Source organism: Oceanobacillus profundus (genome assembly GCF_003515705.1).
Lineage (GTDB): Bacteria > Bacillota > Bacilli > Bacillales > Amphibacillaceae > Oceanobacillus > Oceanobacillus profundus.
This window is the reverse complement of sequence record NZ_QWEH01000007.1, coordinates 176,451-194,705: the sequence shown is the minus strand read 5'-3', so window position 1 is coordinate 194,705 and position 18,255 is coordinate 176,451. Positions and strand designations below refer to the sequence as shown.

The 18,255-nt window shown below is 34.9% G+C and carries 17 protein-coding genes; all 17 read right to left on the bottom strand.

Annotated features, from left to right (window positions below; all coding sequences use genetic code 11):
- Positions 1 to 1,081, bottom strand: a 1,081-nt coding sequence (locus tag D1B32_RS12420) for a ribonucleotide reductase barrel domain-containing protein (RefSeq protein ID WP_275669471.1), incomplete at its 3' end; no start/stop codon positions are given.
- Positions 1,082 to 1,216: 135 nt separating this feature from the next.
- Positions 1,217 to 1,489 carry a holin gene (locus D1B32_RS12415; protein ID WP_118889591.1) on the bottom strand — a complete coding sequence of 91 codons (273 nt, stop codon included), beginning with the start codon at positions 1,487 to 1,489 and terminating at the stop codon, positions 1,217 to 1,219.
- Between the two features lie 187 nt (positions 1,490 to 1,676).
- Positions 1,677 to 2,141, bottom strand: coding sequence for a hypothetical protein (locus D1B32_RS12410; protein WP_118889590.1), 465 nt, complete (start codon positions 2,139 to 2,141; stop codon positions 1,677 to 1,679).
- A 16-nt stretch (positions 2,142 to 2,157) separates the two neighbouring features.
- Positions 2,158 to 2,502 carry a hypothetical protein gene (locus D1B32_RS12405; RefSeq protein WP_118889589.1) on the bottom strand — a complete coding sequence of 115 codons (345 nt, stop codon included), beginning with the start codon at positions 2,500 to 2,502 and terminating at the stop codon, positions 2,158 to 2,160.
- Positions 2,502 to 2,876: a hypothetical protein gene (locus D1B32_RS12400; RefSeq protein WP_118889588.1), complete on the bottom strand. Its 375-nt coding sequence runs from the start codon at positions 2,874 to 2,876 to the stop codon at positions 2,502 to 2,504. The genes D1B32_RS12405 and D1B32_RS12400 overlap by 1 nt, the downstream gene beginning before the upstream one ends.
- Positions 2,877 to 2,891: 15 nt before the next feature.
- Entirely contained in the window at positions 2,892 to 3,911 is a 1,020-nt protein-coding gene (locus tag D1B32_RS12395) for a hypothetical protein (RefSeq protein WP_118889587.1), read from the bottom strand.
- A gap of 2 nt (positions 3,912 to 3,913) precedes the next feature.
- Complete coding sequence (locus tag D1B32_RS12390) at positions 3,914 to 4,408, bottom strand: hypothetical protein (protein ID WP_118889586.1); 495 nt, start codon at positions 4,406 to 4,408, stop codon at positions 3,914 to 3,916.
- A gap of 11 nt (positions 4,409 to 4,419) precedes the next feature.
- A complete protein-coding gene (locus tag D1B32_RS12385) occupies positions 4,420 to 4,743 on the bottom strand; it encodes a hypothetical protein (RefSeq protein ID WP_240033785.1) in 324 nt (107 codons plus the stop codon).
- Positions 4,744 to 4,760: 17 nt separating this feature from the next.
- Positions 4,761 to 5,852, bottom strand: a complete 1,092-nt coding sequence (locus D1B32_RS12380; RefSeq protein ID WP_118889585.1) for a DnaB-like helicase C-terminal domain-containing protein — start codon at positions 5,850 to 5,852, stop codon at positions 4,761 to 4,763.
- A complete protein-coding gene (locus D1B32_RS12375; protein ID WP_240033784.1) occupies positions 5,842 to 6,942 on the bottom strand; it encodes a primase C-terminal domain-containing protein in 1,101 nt (366 codons plus the stop codon). Before D1B32_RS12375 ends, D1B32_RS12380 begins: the two co-directional genes overlap by 11 nt.
- Positions 6,943 to 6,944: 2 nt before the next feature.
- On the bottom strand, positions 6,945 to 7,616 hold the full coding sequence (locus D1B32_RS12370; protein WP_118889583.1) for a hypothetical protein: 672 nt from the start codon (positions 7,614 to 7,616) through the stop codon (positions 6,945 to 6,947).
- A 12-nt stretch (positions 7,617 to 7,628) separates the two neighbouring features.
- The gene (locus D1B32_RS24090) at positions 7,629 to 8,816 is read right to left on the bottom strand and encodes a hypothetical protein (RefSeq protein WP_187393152.1); all 1,188 of its coding nucleotides are present in this window, start codon (positions 8,814 to 8,816) and stop codon (positions 7,629 to 7,631) included.
- A gap of 137 nt (positions 8,817 to 8,953) precedes the next feature.
- On the bottom strand, positions 8,954 to 9,451 hold the full coding sequence (locus tag D1B32_RS12360; RefSeq protein WP_118889582.1) for a phage holin family protein, TcdE/UtxA-related: 498 nt from the start codon (positions 9,449 to 9,451) through the stop codon (positions 8,954 to 8,956).
- Positions 9,452 to 9,481: 30 nt separating this feature from the next.
- Positions 9,482 to 10,720, bottom strand: coding sequence for a hypothetical protein (locus tag D1B32_RS12355; protein WP_118889581.1), 1,239 nt, complete (start codon positions 10,718 to 10,720; stop codon positions 9,482 to 9,484).
- Entirely contained in the window at positions 10,701 to 11,624 is a 924-nt protein-coding gene (locus D1B32_RS12350; RefSeq protein ID WP_118889580.1) for a hypothetical protein, read from the bottom strand. Before D1B32_RS12350 ends, D1B32_RS12355 begins: the two co-directional genes overlap by 20 nt.
- Before the next feature lie 10 nt (positions 11,625 to 11,634).
- Entirely contained in the window at positions 11,635 to 13,767 is a 2,133-nt protein-coding gene (locus D1B32_RS12345) for a hypothetical protein (RefSeq protein WP_118889579.1), read from the bottom strand.
- A 15-nt stretch (positions 13,768 to 13,782) separates the two neighbouring features.
- Positions 13,783 to 18,246 (bottom strand): vWA domain-containing protein, encoded by a 4,464-nt coding sequence (locus D1B32_RS12340; protein ID WP_158586262.1) that lies wholly within the window; start codon positions 18,244 to 18,246, stop codon positions 13,783 to 13,785.
- Positions 18,247 to 18,255: the final 9 nt, after the last annotated feature.

The window sequence follows — 18,255 nt, the reverse complement described above, 5'->3', positions numbered from 1 at the left end:
TCACTTGGCGTACTTCATGTGGATCGAATAGATGCCACTCACCGCGCTGTTCAACCTGCTCCATGAAATAATCCGGCAAGCAAACTCCCGTGAAAATGTCATGGGCACGCATGCGGTCATCCCCATTGTTTAACTTTAAATCAAGGAAGTATTCAATATCTTTATGCCAGATATCTAAGTAAATAGCGATTGCACCTTTTCGTGCTCCAAGTTGGTCAACGCTTACCGCTGTATTATTCAGCTGCTTAATCCATGGCACAACACCACTAGACATTCCTTTAAATCCTTTGATAGAACTTCCTCTTGATCGAACTCTACCCATATATACGCCTAGACCACCACCATTTTTGGAGATCTGAGCAATATCAGAGTTGCTATCATAGATAGAATGAAGATCATCATCTACTGTATCAATAAAGCAACTGGATAGCTGCCCATGCGTTTTTCCTGCGTTTGCTAATGTTGGTGTAGCAACTGTCATATAAAGATTGCTTAGAGCCCAATATGCTTCTTTAACAAGTTCTAATCTTTTTGATGGGTCTTCGTCTTGCATAAGATGCATTGCAATAATCATCCACCGCTCTTGTGGCAACTCATATACATTCTTGTCATGGTCCGTTGCCAGGTAACGTGTAGAAAGTGTATAAATGCCAAGATAATCAAAAAGTAAATCTTGGTAAGGATTAATTTCATGTCCAAGCTCTTTTATTTCAGCTTTACCGTATTTTTGTTCTAGGACTGGATTGTAAATTCCTTCTTGAGTAAGCGTAGCAATTAATTCATTGAAGTCACCATAAGGACTTGCATGTTCTTTTAATACGTATCCTCGGTTGTTTGCAGCATGTTTATATAAGTTTTTCAAATACACTCTACTAGCAAAGTATGTATAATCCCCATTTGCTTCGTCAATGTTTTCAAGTGCTGTTTTAATTAGTGTGTCGTATACTTTTTCTTCTTCTAGTGGGTTAGCTTTCATAGCTTTATCTTTTATTAACTCTTTATCTACTTTTAAACCTCTACACGATTCATTAACAAGGTAATCAATTAAAAAATCATACTTTACTTCAGTTTCTACACGCATTTTTCATATCTCCTCTATATCATAATTGTAATGCATTTCATAACAGTATCTATAATTATAAGTCATATAAAAAATAAATCAAGATGTTGACAAAATAAAATGCCCTCCACACTAAATATAGAGAGCATTTTATTTTTATTTCGTTGTACCAATCCTTGTTTTAAGTGCTTCAAACAATCCAGTTCCTGCTAAACCAGCAAACGCTCCAGCCCATAGCCTTAAGACTAAATCAAGGTCTGTGAATTTGTATGAAACAACTCCTAATATCAAGCCTAGAACGACACTAATTAATGGCAATAAATTCTTTGGAAGCTTAACTGCTTTCTTTAATACTTCCACTAATGCCGCAAGTATTGGTATAAGTATAGTTGCAGTAAGCATAACGTCTTGTAGTACTTCATTTTCCATATTGTTCACCCCCTTTCAATGATTGTTAATAGATGTAATGGCAGGTGTATCTTGCATTTGATGTCTTCTCGTATGATCGTTATATAACCCTTCTTTAAATCTTCTTCCGTAATTACGTGTTGAAAATCATAATTTAAGTAAAAGTATGTTACGACATCACCAACATGCATGGTTACACTCCTTCATTTTAGATTTTTACTTCAATTGATTCAGAGCGAACAATCTGATTTGCCAAAGCAACTAAATGCTCAGGAGTTCCTGGTTTTGGTGCAAGTTTATCAATTGGTGTTTTAGAACCTTCATGAGCTTCAACAATATTCAAGGTAGCTTCCCACAACTGAACCGCTAAATCACCTTTAAAGTCCTCGATTAATGGTCTTACTAATAAAGGATGAATGCTGCTATATTTAGGGTCTTCATTGACAGCTAAGTCTGACAGCAAGACACCTGCAAGAATTGCGTCACGAACATAACCCGTTATCCTATCAATTGCTAGCATTTCATCTACAACACGAAATACTTTGCGAGTATACTCAATTAAAGACTCATCAGATTTAAAACTTTCTGGTGCAATTTGAATTGCATTACTAACAAATACTTGAAAATCCATATTCTCTAATTCTTCAATTTCTTTTTTAAAAATGTCAGTCATTTAAAATTCTCCTTTTTTAATGCTTTGTCAGCTTACGTATTGCATCGATTTTATCAATATCAACTCTTTGACGAGTGATAATCATGTTGTAAGTTTTTTCATTATGTAGCTCTTTCTTATGACAAATTCCATCTGTCTTATGAAGGGGACATGTAACGCATGCTACATATGTTGGATTATAATTTCTGCACTTATAGTCAATAGGACATTCTACAAAGCTTGGGCAATTTGTTTGGTGCCTTGGAAGGTTCATCATATCTTCATTTCCATAAACGTCCCGACTATTAGCATTTAAATCCACACGCTTTATCCTAGTTTTTTCATATTGCTCTCTAAGTGCATCACGATCGATTTTATTCATCAGTCAGTCTCAACACCTAACAGGATGCAATCATTTAAAGTGAGTGTGACTCTTTCTTTGGCTTTATCAAATTCAATTTCTTTCATGTTTTCAAGCTCTTGAATTTCGTCTAATTTTTTATTTATGAATCTGATACTGTTTTGGATTTCTTCTAATTCTTTTTCCTTTTCTTCATAGAGGGTTTTGGTTTTGAAATGTTTTTCATTTAAAACTCTTTGACCATCTTCAAAGATATATTTATCAAGTGTGCCAAGCTTGACATAAAGGTTTTCCAGTTCACCAATTATGACATCCTCTGTTTTTTTATTAGCAGTTTGTTTATTTTCCATAGCCTTTTCTAGCTCTTCAACTGAAACTGTAGGTCCTATTAACATGAAATCATCTCCTAATTATTTATTGTAAAATACATGAATGTTGTCAATCTTATGCTTTAACCAGTTTTCTGAAAGCAACTCTTGTGGAAGCTCAATGGCTCTACTTGTTATAGCGCCCCTCATACCAAATGCGCTTAAAACAGTTTCTGCATTGTATGTTGTATGAATCTGCTTATTCCCATATCGAAGTACCAAACTTCCTCTACCATCACCTTCGATTAAAAGGTTAGAGTCAGATGTAAATCCGCTGCTATAAAAATCTGATAGATTCTTTAATTCATCAAAGGCGGTAACAATTTCCTGTCCTGAAGATTGTGTGTCTTTTAAATAAGTAATTTTATCTTGATAGGCTTTCATGACACCTAATCCTGGGACGTTGACTTGAAGAAAAGAGTCGCCCTCGTATTTCATATCAAAACTTTCTGGAGCAATATTCATTTCTATAACAAATGGAACATTCTCTGGAATATCTTCTAAAAAGTTTTGTGTAAATTCATTAGCCTTTATTAGCTTAAGATTATTATCCTGCTGTCCTGTCCGAGAAATAAAACCTTTAGGATACCCAAGTTCTGTAAAGTTAGCATAAGCCATTGTTTGTTTAATAATTGGCCCTCTTTCCTGCTGATCTATTTCAGATAAGTTATTTGCTCTAACTTCACTATCATAAAGATTACTGTCATGGATAATATCTAAACCAAGCGGATTCCTGGTCGCTGTATCTGAAACAAGCCCAATTGCAATATTTTGAGAAGAGTTTTTGTTATTCCTTACTTCAAGTATCCACTTCTGTTCATCTGCATATCGCTTGCGAAGAAAATCAATATCATGATTAGATGAATCTGAAGGATTAAATGGAAAAGTAAAAATACGATTAACGCTTTCTCTTTTCAACAATAAGCCATCTGACAACTCTTCAATGTAAGCTGTGAAAATGATTTCGACTTCACGACTGGCTTTTTCATTTACAGATGTAATATCTACACCGCAGTTTACAACATGCTGCTTATCTGTATCAAAATAGTAAGAGAATAACATATTTAATTAGCTCCCCTGTCATTATTTCTTTTCGGAAGTATTCTTAATTGTGATGCATCAGACCACTTGCGAAGAGTTGTTGCAATTGGAATTTCTGCTCTGCCTGCATTCTCAAATTTAATAACTTTGCTCTCTTTGTCATATTCCGTGTTTTCATCTACAGTAATAATATGAGTGACAAATCCAGAACTATTAATCTCAGAGCTTGATAACTCTAGCATATGAAAGTAAACATCTCTTACAATAGCTTCAATCAGTTCATGCTGTTCAATTATAATTTGATTAATGTTTTGTAAATTACCTTCATCTTCTTCTTTGCGGAACACAAATTGTTCTTTAGCTTCTTCTGCTACTTCTTTAATAAATTCACTTTGATCTATAATTCTTTCACGAATACGGCTTTGCATTCTTTTATAGCTAGCTTGTGTATCATCAAGCATAAATTTTTGGCGCATCATATCTTCTACGAATTTTTGCAAATGAGTTGATTTGCTCAAAAGAATCCCTCCTAAACTGTATGGATATTTTCTCTCATATCTATTGCGGTTAACCGACGACGCCTTATAACATCTGGATCCGATGGTAAGTATAGCCCTCTTTCGTTTTGAATTTTTTGCCTTGCTCTTCGGATTACTTCTGATTTAGTAGCTCGTGCGATATCGTCAACATGTTCTACATTTTCAACCAACTTCCAATACATGCTACATAGTAGGTTGTCATTCTCTCTTGTATCAGGAAAGTGCTGCAAGATAAATGCTATTTTTTCCTTTTTATTTTCAAGCTCCTCTAACATACTGCTGTAAAACTCATTAGATACAAAATGTGTAATCAATTTAATTCCCCCTCAAATTATTGATAGATTAGTGAAGAATAACGTTTTGACGCTTCTTCGGATGATTGTATAAATAGTGATTGCTCAGGTATAAATTCAAAAAATCGAGTCCCTTTGTAAGAGTCCATTTTGTTCTTACTGAAACGCACTTCAACAACTGGCATTTTCTTTTCAGAATCCTCGCTGATCCAATGAATATCAGCACCTTCTTCTTTAATACCTACTTCGTTATACATCAAACACAATAAGTTTGCTTCATACTCAATAACGTTGTTTTCTTTTAAATCATCATTGATTGGCCTTTTGTTCCCTGTTTTACGCAGATGAGCTGTACACATAACAACTAAATCATATGTTTGAGCATATTGCTTTAAAGTTTTAGCGATGTATTTAATTTCTTCTTGCTGATTTCCACCAAACTTTTTATCTGTCTGCAGGTCATAAAAACTATCAATTCCTAATACGATCCTAGTACCTTCAGGAAGATTCATTCTTAAATCCTTTATATGATCTTCTAATGCTTCAATGGTTTGCGGGCTTTCTTCTGCATCCATCATGACAAAGCGGTCTGAATAGCGGTATAGGTTTTTTAAACCCTCATTACGCAGACGCATAATCTCTTCATCATCTGCATATTTTTTGGGATTTTTTGCCTGACTAATGGTAATGTGCTGGTCACATGCTATGTATCTCGGCATTAATTCGTAGATACTATCATCACGAGAATGATATTCACAATAAACATTTTCATTTAATCGAGATATTTGTTTCATCATTTGTAGCATAAAAGCAGACTTACCTACGTTTGGAGCCGCTCCGAATAATATTAATCCAGGCTGCAAGCCACCATCTACAGATTCGTTAAAATCTGTAAAACCTGTATCTATTCCACCATTTTCATCTCTATTCCATGTGTAATTATCTACACGACCAATACGGTGAAGCATGCGCTCTGCATGAGTGTTAAATGTCTCACCTAATGCTTTATGAGGATCCGATATATGAATACGTTTATCATTCTCATTGTCATAGACAAAAGCGTCTTGATCTTGTCTCATTTGATGCTCCATTTGCTTCATCATTTGTTGAAAAGATGTATCATTCTGCATTTTGTTCCCCCTCACTTACATTAAAAGCATCATTAAACAGTGGACATATTTCACGCTCGCACACCCCGCTTAGCTCTTTAAATGTCTGACATCCATAACGATAATGTCCACGATACACAGAGTTTACAACTACTTCAATTTCATTTCTTTTAAGAGAAGGAACACAATTCTCTTCTCCCCATATCGTCATACGATGAAGCGCTTCTTCTTTTTCCATTCCTTGCTGGAAGTAGAAATTCGTTAATGCAGTTGCACTGTTGTTACGCTCATCAATGGTTTCTTTAAACACCTTTTCTTGCATGCGCTTAATACATGGCGGTAATACTTTTAACTCTTTAATTTTTCCATCAAACTTTTCAACGTTCTCTAATCTCTCTGTCCAAGAGTCCACATACTTTTCAAAAGCTTGCTTTGCTTTTGGAGAAAAGATGACTGTTGGTGCTTTAATTTCTCTTGGACTTTTTGCTATTTCCAATATGTCCTGGTACTTGCATTCTTTAAATTCCTTTACAGTTAAAGGTACTTTATATAGACCACTTTTTTTATTTACACTATTCGGCATTCGAAACATACGTTTATTGTCATATACACGTAAATCTATTGTTTCATTTTCACAAAACTTAGCAATGTCTTTTGCGATGTCTCGATATACCTCATTTAATGCTTGATGTGGTTTTAACCCCATCACTGCAGCATCAACTACTAAGTGAATCCCTTTATTTCCACTGAAGAAGAATTGAATCTGACTAATATCAATTGATAAGATAATTGTTAAATAACGGATCGCCTTCAATACATCTGCTTTAATTTTTTGGTAATCTTCATCACTGGTGATTGGATAATCAAAATCTAGATAGAAATTCCCAAACTTCAAGCTTTTTGCTGCATCTATAACCACTTTACCTTTATCATCTTGCATCCATACTGGGTCAATGTAATGCATGACAGTTTGGTATACACCGATATTATTATAATGCTGACGGAATAATTCAGTTTGACTTGGCCACATAAACTGCTTTCTTCTAAACTTATACTTAAAGTGATTCAGATCTGCTCCACATTCCACAAATATATTTTCTTGCTCCCCCACAATTACACTACCTTTCTTGGTATAACATGATTAATCCCTTTCAATAAGTGTATGTTTTGTTTTTCTTTGATCTTTTTTCTTGCATCTTCTACATATTTTTCTAATTGAAAAGCATTGGTTAAAGGCCTTAAGTCAAATAAAGCACGTTGCTGCTGTGCAATATCAATCATAAATAATACTTCATCTATGTCGTAAAAATCTAACAGATATTTGAAACGACCGGTATCTTGTTTTATATGATGGTTGGTCGATCTCATTCCGTTTGATTCATACCAGTATTTTAATAAGTCTTCGATTGTAAAGAATGCTTTCATTTCAAGAAAGAACTCTTCTTCTACCCGTTCGTATTGACGTGTCTCTTTATTTAGAACCAGCTTACTTGGAGATGATGTTATTCTCAAATGATTATGATAATAAAACACATCTTCTTCAATTAAGTTATTTGGTGGCTTTTTATTTCCTATCACTTCTTCTAAATGATAAATATTTGCTAGAAGTGAAGGATAGTCTCTTTGAAATGCATCAATTTCTGCCTTTAATGCGTCTAAGGTCCACCCTACTCCACAAAGATTCTGTATTGATTGACAAGCATTATGAATACGAGCTGTATTGTGCTCCGGTTTTCTTAGAACATTTACTGTAAAATAGTAAGCAAGGTCATAAATTTGATTCATCATTTCACCTTCTTAAACCGAAATATTCTCTAAGTAAACATTGAATGCAGGTAAATTCTCTGGCGTAATAGTGGAGAATGTTGCACTCTCATCTTTAAAGTAATCCCTCAAATAAGGAATCATCTTTTCGTCATCCTCCGCATTTAAACGAGCTTTATGCTGTGCATATTTTTGCAACTCTACAATAACACCTTGCTCTTGCCATGGATTAGTTCCAGTTGTTGGAGCTTCTCCGCTTGGTTTGTTTTCTGTTTTTTCAGTCTTCTCAACATCTACAGGTGCTCCGTAAGATACTTCTTTTGCTGGCTGTTGCTCGATTGCTTGATACTGACTTTGTTCCGCTTCTGGTTTCGCTTCAGCTTGATACTGCTGCTGTTGCACATTCTCAAAAGGGACTTCCACCTGATTGTTGTAAACCGATCTGTCAACTGCTAATAAATCATTCTGATTTATTGGGCCAACAGCAGGTGATTCTTGTTGCTGATTATATTGCTGTTGGCCATTATGAAAATTTGGGTTTGCACCCCATTGCTGATTTTGATTAAACCCCTGCTGCTGTTGTACTTGTTGTGTCTCTTGCATTGGTTGCTGTTGCATTTGCTGTTGGGTCTGCTGATTCCACTGTTGTGGTTGTTGTTGATAATTCTGTTGATAATTTTGCTGTTGGTTGTAGTTTTGTTGTTGCTGTGCTTGTTGACCCCATTGTTGCTGCTGTTGATAAGCCGCTTGTTGAACTTCTTGTTCATCTTGAACTTTAATCTTAGAGTAAATATCTTCTCCTACTCCGAACATGGAAGCACACTTTGTGAAACAATTAGATGTAGCTGCCTTATATGCAGAGTCTTGGTTATCTTTTCCACCTATAGCGACTTTAGAACCGAACTGCTCTCTTCTTCCTATTCCAGGAATGTACATATAACCTTGAACATGATATACATATCCATCAAAATACCATTGGTTCTGGTTTTTGTTATAAGCATTTACTTCTTCTTTCCATTGCTTGATAATGCCAAAATCCCAATATGTAATATCTTTTACTGCATTATCAAGAATCTGTCTTGCTGTGTTATGACCTATATATTTTTGTCCTCTTCCTGGCTTCGTTTCTAGCCATTCTTCTTTACATTCTTTTAATCTTTTTTTAACTGTTGTAATATCTTCTAACGTTTGTGGTAAAAAACGGTCTGCTACATTATTCATATCATCATTCACTCCTGTTTTATTCGAAATGTAATGTATTACATTTCCTATATTAACAGATACAAACACCTATAGCAAGATTTATTTGCAAATATTTTGTAATGCATTTCAAATGCTTGTTATTTCTACGAATTGAGCTATTTACCTTCAGATTGCTCAATAACTGACTTTCTTTTTTCAGCTCTAATTGTTTTTGCTTTAATTTCAGAAGCTGCTTTTTCAATCACACTATTTGGAATCCATTTATCCCACTTTGCTCTTACGGAATTTGCAATAAAACTCTGTAAGATATGGTATGATAGACCAAATGTTATACCGTAGAACAGGAATCCTGGTGTACCTAACATTTTATCAAGGAAATTCGCTAATGCTGGCAACATCAGAATAACCATGGTTCTAAATATGCCTTCAATGCCGTATTCTGATGTATACGTGCCATCTTTTCTAGAAGCAATGACACCTGTTATCCAATCCATTAAAATAATCATAGATAAAGCTGTGATGAAGTGTCCCCTCCCATCTCCGTAGAAGTAATTAATAAAGGGACCAAATATCAATCCTAAAGATGTAAGTGCTCCGGCTTCTGGTGTCAGATTGCTGACAGAAAAGATACGCTCAAATGAAAAACGTAACATAATTATCCTCCTCTCTAATAAACTTCGTACTTATACTTTAGAATAATGTAATCGCAAAGCGTGTAGACATGGATTGACTCCATTATTTGGGTCTGGATATAAGTGTATTTTAACCCATAGCTGCTTACTGATTTGATTCGTCCATTCACTTTCTCCTATTGCTTGCAGATATCCATTTTGTTCTTTAAGAATGCTGAAGTCGTAAATATTCCCTTCAAGATCATCTAAAACTTTAGAATAACTCAATGCTCTTTCATTTAAGAAGATTGGCTCTACACTATCGATAGAGTACATACCTACATCTGCCATATTGACTGGGACTAAAACAAAACCACCATTTGTATCGAATGAACTTAGATGAATACCAATATCTTGTGCACCTATTACAAATACCTTTTTTTCTCCAACTTGTAAAGGATAGTGCTGTGTCAATGTAATCCTGATCCTTTGAACCGGCCTACTTGCAAAATACCACTTTCGTTTTGGAGATAATTGACGAGTATCTGATAGTTCATCCTGTCTGAATCCGTCAATTGTAGCCCAAGCGTTATTGTAATGCATTTCTACATTTGTTATTTCAACTCCTCTCTCTGGATGAGGGTTGATGTTGATGGTGTTGATATTTAAATTATTCACTAAATTAGAGGGAATGTTTACTTCTATAGTGACAGATTCTTTCTGTGGAGCAGATAAAGGATCATAAGACACCTCTCTTCTCCAGTATGAGTGCTTATCACCATTAAAGGCATTCATAATATTGTTTTCCTCTACGTCACCATTTGTTTGACTTGTAACTTCAACTTCTAATGAATCGGGCACAATGATGTTATTGTTTTTATCTAATACATGTGTTTTAGGTGTTTGACTAATCAATGGCAGCGTAGCAAAACGATGATGAATATCGATTTCCCCTCGCAAGCCTGTATCATTTTCATTCTGATCTGCTAGCAAATACTCAGTGCGCATATCGGATACAAAACCTGTTTTAAAGAAGCGACCATTGTAAAACTCATTTCTTTTATCAATAACATTTAGCTTTACCTCTAGCTCATTCAATTCACTCTCAAGCTTTTCAGCGTAGTTCTGTAAAGCAATATTTTCTGCAAGAATAGCTTGAAATGCTTCTCTTAGTTTATTTTTATTATTATTACTTTCTTGAAACAGATTCAATAAATCAAGATATAAGTCGTCTTCTGTTACATTGTAGTCATTAGATGATGTTGGCCCTCTAAATCGTGCTTTGCCAGGCTTACTGATAGGCATTTTCATATGTCATATACCTCCTTTTCATTTCAGAAATCCGCTCATCAATATTTGAAAATCTACTCATCAAAGCATGAAGTCCTTGAATTTCTTCTTCTTTGATTGTAATAATTACATCATAGCTAATATGAAGAACAGCTGTCTCTTCTGTAATTCCTGCAGCATTTATATCAATAATTAAATCATTTCCTTCAATAGAATAATGTGAAGTGTCAACAAGCTCATTATTTAATTTTACCACAATATCCCTATATCCGCTTACAAGCTCTGAACTGTTAAGTCCGTATCTTGACTGCTGAGAAGATGCCTGATATACATTCTCTGCTTTTATTGCACGATTAATGGTTTTATCTCCCAATTCACCAAGAAACCAAATATCCAAAGACTTATTTAACAAATCTGTTTGATTTTCAATTATTTTTGTGTGTTTTCGCAAGTCAAAAGCTTGTTCATAGTTACGATTCAATACCTTATCAGATTCTCTTGGTCCCCGATAACGAGCATTTCTTTTTATAACATGAGGAAGCTGTCCTTCAGTCGTTGGAATATGTTCTGTTAAGAGGGCATGATAAGGATTGACATCCTTGCCCTCTTCTTCAATTATCTCTTTAGGTTGTTCAATATTGGTTTTTATTGCTATTTCTTTATTTACTTCTATCGTTAGTTTTCCTTCATAATTAATTTGGTTACTATCTATTTCTACGATTGCCTGATATTGAATAGAATAGCTACCTGACAATAGTGGTTCAATGGTTAAGGAAGATTTATTACTTTCTTTTTCAATCAGAGCTATATTGTCAAAGCTCCACTTAAAACTCTTTACTTCTTTCGATATCATTTCTTGAGCAGTAAGCTTTGTGTCTTTGCCGATTATAATAGTATTGTTACTTTGTATAGTGACTTGCTGCATCTGTTTCACCTCATCGGATTCTTAATTTTAATTGATTAATAGATGGTGTAGCATTGGAATTGCCATTGCTTCTTTTTAAAGTAGCTCGTAAGATTAATTCTTGCATGGCTAGTTCCTCAGAGATGTCTGCTTCATATCTAAATTGGAATAAACAATTGCTTGGCAGGTAATTTAAAACTACTTGTCTTTCATGTATTGTGAAATAACTCCGGTTATTAGGAGACACATTATAAAAAAGTCTGTCCTTCTCAATGAATGTCATTGGTTGTATATCAGCACGAATTTTAGTTTGATCTAAGAAATTAAATTTTCCTAGATAGGTTTCATCTGGAAGTATGTCTGCAGGCAAGTCTTTCCTCTCCTGCATATTTCCCCAGTGATAAAGAATCATAATTTCATTCCAACCTGGATTTAAAGTCATTGTTACTTCATCGTGTGTTGTTTTCTGACGTTGCTGATTAATATAGACAGCATAGGTCCCTAATCGATTTCGTATTCCATTAGAAAGTGTTTTAATGAGTGAGAGACTAAGCGGTTGAACTTTCTCTTCATCTACATAGACACAGGTTGTGAATCGGAAAAAGTTATCTCGCTTCCCACCTTCGGATCCTGTTAAATCTAATGTATTACTAATAGGTAGGTAATCAATTTTAATGTTTTCTGGTCGCTTATTGTATATGTCATTCCATACATGGTTTAATGGTACTTCCCCACTGAATGGTGTATAGATTCTTTCTCTTTTCCATTGATTAATTCCACGAAACAGCTTTGCATTTTTGATGTTATCAAATGTTTCTTTTTCAGTTCCTAATTCAACACTATCCCATATCTCTGAAATAATAGGTTCTCCATTATCCTTTATTAAGCGGAATAACCTCATACCGTTTATAATTTCACCGGTTGCTTCTGCTTTTTGCATATGAGCGGTTCGATAATACTTTGTATTAAACTCGATGTATTGACTGTATCTAGGATTTGCATCATCTAATGAGCTAATTGGATGCCAATTTAATTCATTAACAACTTTATCATTTCGATAGACAGCTACTTCATAATCGACAGCTGTTCCTGATGGAAGACTATGATTCGCTTCCATACTCAATACACGCACGGGCATATTAAAAGCAATTGGTTCTGTATACAATATGCCTTCTGATTCATATTTTTTTTGAAAGAAGGAAATATCTTTTGCTCCAAAGTAAAATTGATATTGTCCTGCAGAACGGTCATCATGTTCTTTTTTCTCATAAATAAATTTAAAGCCAATTGTGGTTATTGGATCAAATTCCCAGACCTCTAAGTCTGTTACATCTCTAAAGTTATGGTTTCCTGGGAGCGGGTGGAATGACCTTCCATCAGCTGTGAATTCTATTTTGGTAGAGACGGTCTTTCCATGATGTGGAAGATATCGTATTTCATTTACGACAGTTACCTCTTCAAAGAGAACAGTTAATTCTGCTCGCATTCCGCTGCTTGATTCATCTTCAGTTGATCCAGGTGTTTTAGTTTTCACAACCTCCCACCAAGCAGTATTGCTTTTATCGTCAAAGGCTCTTGATAGGCTCTCTAGCGCAGCGGTTCGACTTGCTGGCATTAATGTCTTGAAGCTCGCAAGACTTGGATTGATTTTGATTTTACTTGATAGATGATTTGTATCTTTTAAAGTTACTTTTTGATTTTCTAAGTCCAATGAAATGCTACTCAATTCTTGATTCACATAGCTTGCATTTTCAAATCCAATTATTTCACCCTCAAAGTAACGATAGTCAACGTTTGTCTCAAGCATAAGCAACTTATCGATATCCTTTTCTAATAATAGGAGATCATGCTTAAGCTTCTTACGTTCTGTCTCAATATAATCGAAGTTATCCATAACCTGCTTCGTGTGTCCAATTGTTGCTTGATAAGCATCAGATAAGTCTGTATGGATTTCTTTAATGTTTTGATTATATGATTTATGATTAGACGCTTCCTTTTTTCTGGCCTTATTCGGCTTAAAAGTAGGGGCTCCTGGATGATGCTTACGGAGCCACGAACTTAAGTGTGATGTGATTGTTTGAAAAGAAGGATAGCGCCCATGATTCAAGTAGTGCTTTATAATTTTCTCTATTGTTCGATTTAATTGTATTCTACCTATACTCATTGCTAATCCTCTTCTCTAATTATTAGGGTTATTATAATCGGTAAAGTTAACTACAATGCTCTCAGTTGTCTTATTACCCGCTTCATCAACAGCTTCTATCATGATGACCTGGGAGCTATCTGGTATATGAGAAGTTGAATCAATGATTTTCTGTGCCAGACCTTCCATTTCTTCATAGAAATTGGGATTGTTTATATCTGCTGATAATCCGTTCGTACTGTCAGTAATTAGAGCATAGTCAGGTTCATCCTCAATTCCTACCCTCCAAATGACGCTAACTGTTATTTGTCTCATTTTTAAATCATCAATAATATCATTTGTTAGATCAGTATTGATGTAAGTATCAGTAACTAGTACAATGTGTTTTTTTGCATCTGGTCGAAGCTGACCATAAAATGAGGCAGCACCATATGTTGTATCTGTTATTTGCCTCCAATTTAATGTTTCCCAGGCACCAGAGTTTAAAGCTAAATCATTAAAGTTAAATTCTGATGATGGAGTCATGTCTCTACGCAACTGGCTTTCATTGAAACGACTTCCAACATAACCAATTTGTACATCTAAATCTCTGTTATTCAGTAAACTAATAAATTGACTCATATTGCTTTTAACATTTTCCAACTCATCACTCATACTACCAGACGTATCCATAACAAAAACAATATCTACCTTATTGTTTTCTTCAACCTCTTCTACAATTGGTGGTATGTTAATTGGAATATCCAAGTTAAGAGTTACTTCTAATTTCTTTTCATTAAAAGTCTCTCCCCAGCTATTTTCAAGACTTCGTAGAATCCAATTATTTAAGTCTGTCTCATCAGTAATCTTTCCTGTAAGAGAGATTGTTTCATTATTTAAATTATGATAATAGAATGGATCTACAATTGGATCAATTTGAATAACCGGTGGCAGCAAGTCAAAAGATGGCTTATCAGGTAAATCATCTATAGGATTATCTAATAAACACAAGTTCTCAGTTACTTCCTTTTCAAATGAAAAGACAACGGCTGACTGTTCACGGTATAGATATGGAGCTTGATCCAAAAGAACACTTCCATTTGATGCAATCCAACTTAGATTGCTGGCTTCTTTTTTAGGACCATACATTAATGTTTCTTTTTCAATGAAATTTGTTTTTATACGAGTTCCATTTGCCCAGATGGTTCGAACGATACCTTGTTTATCTCTTATTAATGCTCCGACAGAACTTACATGTAGTGGCTGATTATTATCAGAAAGAATACTGACAGATGCTCCTTGAAGATATTCATACCATCCAATCATCGCATTAATTTGATTATCATTCATTCGGAAAGAATAACTTGTCTTAAACGCATCATCTAAATCAACTGTTTTTATTCGCAACCTCTTTTGGTCTGTATCATAATACTGAACAAAAATTTTATTGATTTGAATACATTCATAGATATCTTCTTCTCCTGAATTAACTGGAGGTTGTTCTGGTTTCTTATGTTCTTCAGGATTGAAATGTATTTCAATTGGACAATGGTTTTCTACAAATTCGTTTCCTACACTCATAATGACATAATCATTAATGCGATTTAAACTAGGTGTGAATTCGTAGTTTCCTTGAGAGACTTCTTGAAGCCAAGATGTATCTTTGGAATCAGGAGCACCTAACATAAGATCTTCATTTATTACGCCAGCTGATTTCCTTGCAATATTTTGGGACCATATTACTTGCTCTTCGTAATCATAATCCATGTAACGAATACCCACAGCGTGTAAGATAAATGCGTTTTCTCCTTCATGATAGCCATCTGTTATCATCACTACAGGAGCATGAAGCTCATTATCCCAACCAACTGTGATGTTTACTCCCTCTCCATTATCATGCTCATATGGCAACAGTTCTTTTGCTAACTCTAATTCTCTAATTTCATTTACATCTTCATTGAAGTAATGAATAATTACTGAAAGCAACTCATAGCACTCTGCAGGTTCTGGACACTCTTCAACTAATAGATGTAAAGTTTCTGTATCAATGCTTTCTTCATCTTCTGCAATGATTTGAATTGCTGCAGTATCTCCAATATCAAGGCCTAACTCTACAAGAGTCTTGTAAGGTATATTCCAATTAAATACACGTTGAGTATCACTACTGTTGAATGCTTGAAGATTTTGCATAGAAACACCATCACTGGCTTGCTTTTGACACGCTATGCAATTTTCATCTGTTGACGAATAATTAAGTAGCTGTAAATTATATCTTTCAACTGTGCTTAAATCAATGTATTCATTATTAATACGTAATTCTAATCTCGTAATAGGGAGTGAGCTTGTAACTGTTCCGCTAATACTTAAACTTCTTTCATAGCAAAATATTTCTGGATTATTATTTAAGTTAATCATGACTGGATCATTTGGAGCACTTGGATCATATCCTCCACCTGGGGGTATGCCACTGTCATCTTCATCCACATCCTCTGACGGTGGAGTTGGAATAACATCTGGTGGTAATACCGGAGGTAAAGATTCATACCCTGAGTCTCTATGATCGACTGTAAATGTCGAAGCTTCATTGTCCTCATCTACCGAATATGTTTGCACTTGCAAGCTAAACTGCTGCAATGAGGAACTAGCATATCTATTCGGTATTTCATTACTATTTTCATTTGCTTGAAACATTGCAACACCAAACTCTTCATCCTCTGGCCGCTCGATAACAACTTTCAATCTCATAGAATATATAGGTTGTGTTGTCTCAAGATATCCATACTGTTCTTCAATAATCTCATCTTCTGAAGAAACATGCTGGATGGTATATAGTTTTGGTGGGTCTTCCGGTATCATTTCATGTTCAAGGGGTGTTATTGGATTCCACTCTTTACCATCATCAATAGAAATAAAATATTTAACCCAGTTATATTTCATCATGCTGTTTTTTGCTAACAGGTTTCCAATCGTTTCTTGAGCTGATATAGCTATGCGTTCTACAGGCTTGTCGAAGTAATATGGTTTTGTAACTAACTCACCACGGTCTTGGTATTCACAGGACAGGATTTCTATATCTCGAATTCCAATACAATATCTCCATCCTTCAAACCGTTCCACCCCTGATTCAATGGTGGTTTCATCAACTTGTTGCAGCAAGTCATTCGTTACATCCTCAATGGAGTATCCTATTTCCTCTGCTTGCTTAAATGGGTATATGGCTTGAATATTTGTTTCATTAACATCAACTTGAACCCCTAAGCTCTCTAAATTGACTTTTGGCCCATCAACACGAGGAGCATACTCTGCTTTCACTTTATGTGATAAGGTTTCAAACACATAGTCTGTTGAGCGGTCTACATTCATCTTTTGCTCATAAAAAATGTGTCCAAGATCTGTGAAATATTTATGCTCCTGTTCTAACAGTACAGATATGACTTTAGCTTTCATAGGATCAAACCTAAAACTATAGTCTGTATCCTGCTTACTTCCGCTTAAAATAGATACAGGTGCATTTGTTTCATTGGAGACTAGAATGTTTTTAACAATAGCTGGTCTTGCTCCATAGTTAGGTGGTGTATACATATTCAAGTTTACCTGGTTAATGATTTCTTCTTTCTCTAATACAATCTGTAAATGAAGACGTAGGACTCCATTGTCAGGGTCCTCTGCAAATCTTAATGTTTTATTTCCATGAACAACATAATCCCATCCAAGGTTTTTAGTAATTTTTCTTTTTTCGTGGTCTCGTAAATTTACTTTTTCGTACTCAAACCAAGTATTCGGATTCCCATCAATAATCGTGCCATAATTTCCGTGATTATCATCTTTTCCAATGAATTGATATCCAGTTGTTCCAGTTAATAAATCATCTGATACCATAGAGACTTCATTATTATTTCCAGGAAACCCATTTGAATCCGATCCTATAATATAATCATCATGTTTTTGATTTCCAGGGACGATGGTTATCTTAGCACTCTCAGCAACATTTTTAACTTCACTGCTGAGTGGCAAGGATACTCCTGTGGAAGTAAGCTCTAATGGAACTCCTGTAATTCGATCATAATCAATTTTAAATCCATTGAAAAAGTCATCACGTCCAAATCGTATAACTCCTTCATGAGAATATCCAGCATACATCTCTAAGTCCTTAAGCTTATCCAAAACTCCTTGATATTCCATCTCCACAATATCTTCTTGCATAACATTATGATTAAAATGTGAGTATAAGCTGCGACCAAGTATATCAATTTCTTCAAACAGTAAGATTAAGTCTTCTTTTATCTCATCCATCATATTATTGTAATCTTCACTCCACGGTGGCCCTTCCTCTTCTGCATACCGTGGAATCATATGTGGCTTACCCATCTCTGTGAAGAATGATTGAAATGATTGAAATACAGTTTGAATTAATTGTGGCTCATTTTTTATCTGACCAGATTCAAACTTTTTCATTGCTTTCTCGAAGTGATATCTAGCCTGCAAGTAAAGCAATCTAGAATCATTGTTTTTTGTACTCATCATTACCCT

Bases quoted from the DNA above. Each gene is read 5' to 3' on its own strand.
- D1B32_RS12415 (WP_118889591.1), bottom strand. From the start codon at position 1,489: ATGGAAAATGAAGTACTACAAGACGTTATGCTTACTGCAACTATACTT.
- D1B32_RS12410 (WP_118889590.1), bottom strand. From the start codon at position 2,141: ATGACTGACATTTTTAAAAAAGAAATTGAAGAATTAGAGAATATGGAT.
- D1B32_RS12405 (WP_118889589.1), bottom strand. From the start codon at position 2,502: ATGAATAAAATCGATCGTGATGCACTTAGAGAGCAATATGAAAAAACT.
- D1B32_RS12400 (WP_118889588.1), bottom strand. From the start codon at position 2,876: ATGTTAATAGGACCTACAGTTTCAGTTGAAGAGCTAGAAAAGGCTATG.
- D1B32_RS12395 (WP_118889587.1), bottom strand. From the start codon at position 3,911: ATGTTATTCTCTTACTATTTTGATACAGATAAGCAGCATGTTGTAAAC.
- D1B32_RS12380 (WP_118889585.1), bottom strand. From the start codon at position 5,852: ATGCAGAATGATACATCTTTTCAACAAATGATGAAGCAAATGGAGCAT.
- D1B32_RS12370 (WP_118889583.1), bottom strand. From the start codon at position 7,616: ATGAATCAAATTTATGACCTTGCTTACTATTTTACAGTAAATGTTCTA.
- D1B32_RS24090 (WP_187393152.1), bottom strand. From the start codon at position 8,816: ATGAATAATGTAGCAGACCGTTTTTTACCACAAACGTTAGAAGATATT.
- D1B32_RS12360 (WP_118889582.1), bottom strand. From the start codon at position 9,451: ATGTTACGTTTTTCATTTGAGCGTATCTTTTCTGTCAGCAATCTGACA.
- D1B32_RS12355 (WP_118889581.1), bottom strand. From the start codon at position 10,720: ATGAAAATGCCTATCAGTAAGCCTGGCAAAGCACGATTTAGAGGGCCA.
- D1B32_RS12350 (WP_118889580.1), bottom strand. From the start codon at position 11,624: ATGCAGCAAGTCACTATACAAAGTAACAATACTATTATAATCGGCAAA.
- D1B32_RS12345 (WP_118889579.1), bottom strand. From the start codon at position 13,767: ATGAGTATAGGTAGAATACAATTAAATCGAACAATAGAGAAAATTATA.
- D1B32_RS12340 (WP_158586262.1), bottom strand. From the start codon at position 18,246: ATGAGTACAAAAAACAATGATTCTAGATTGCTTTACTTGCAGGCTAGA.